Genomic DNA, 1,317 nt, shown 5'->3' on the forward strand with positions numbered 1-1,317 from the left:
ATCCGACCGCGTATCTCGAAGAGCTACTGACTCAAGCGTCCCCAGATTTGATGCGCCAAATGCTCACTGACTTCATCAACCAGATTCTTTCCGCCCAAGCAGACACCGTCTGCGGGGCTGATTACGCCACCGTGTCAGCCGAGCGCACCAACACACGTAATGGCTACCGTCATCGCCAACTTGATACCCGAGTCGGCAGCATTGATGTGGCAATCCCGAAGCTACGCACCGGCGCATTTTTCCCTGACTGGCTGCTAGAGCGCCGCAGCCGCACCGAGCGTGCCTTGACCACAGTCATCGCCACCTGTTACCTGAAAGGAGTCTCCACTCGCAGGATGAACGACCTGGTGGCCACCCTTGGGATCAACAACTTGTCGAAGTCTCAGGTCAGCCAGATGGCCAAAGAACTCGATGACATGGTCGATGACTTCCGCACCCGCCGGCTTGACCAAGGCCCCTACCACTTTGTCTCCTGCGACGCGCTGACAATGAAGGTGCGGGAAGGAGGACGTGTCGTAAAGACCAGCGTGTTGCTGGCCACAGGTGTCAACGCTGACGGCTACCGAGAGCTTTTGGGCATGCAGGTTGCCACCGCGGAATCTACCGCGTCGTGGACCGGGTTCTTTCGGGACCTCATCGCCCGTGGCCTGACCGGGGTATTCCTCGTTACTAGTGATGCCCATCTTGGTATTCAAGCAGCCGTGGGTGACTGCCTGCCGCAGGCTAGTTGGCAGCGGTGTCGAACGCACTTCGCGAAGAACCTCTCGGCCCAGGTTCCCAAAAACCAATGGCCGACTCTGTCAGCGATGTTTCACACAATCTTTCAGCAACCCGATGCCGCTAGTGTGTGGGCCCAAGCTCGTGAGGTTATTGAATTCTGCCAGCAGAAATTCCCTCACGTTGCCACCTACCTCGAGGAGTGTCTCGACGAGCTGTTGGCGTTTACCGCTGCGCCGAGAGCGGTGTGGACCAAAATCTGGTCGAATAACCCCACTGAACGGCTCAATAGGGAGATCCGCCGGCGTACCGATGTCGTAGGAATCTTCCCAAACCGAGACGCTGTTGTGCGCCTTGTTGGGGCGGTGTTGGCCGAACAGCACGATGACTGGATCCAACAGAAGCGTTATATGTCACTGACCAGCCTGGCACAGACCAAAGAGATCATCGCCGCTGGGGTCATCGACGAGGACCGCGACAACAACCAGGAGATCGCCGCGTGAATACCCTCACCCCTTATCCCCGAGATGGCCCCTAAACCACCGCCATGAAACTAACCCCAGATTCGAAAACAGATACACCACTACCCAGGACTTGACC

General features: G+C 57.5%; 1 protein-coding gene. It reads left to right on the forward strand.

Features of this window, described 5'->3' with window-relative positions; translation table 11 throughout:
* Positions 1-1,220 (forward strand): IS256 family transposase (locus tag QP971_RS11250; RefSeq protein ID WP_431831089.1); only part of this gene is annotated, 1,220 nt, incomplete at its 5' end.
* Positions 1,221-1,317 lie beyond the last annotated feature (97 nt).

It is taken from the genome of Corynebacterium marquesiae, from assembly GCF_030229635.1.
Classification (GTDB): Bacteria; Actinomycetota; Actinomycetes; order Mycobacteriales; family Mycobacteriaceae; genus Corynebacterium; species Corynebacterium marquesiae.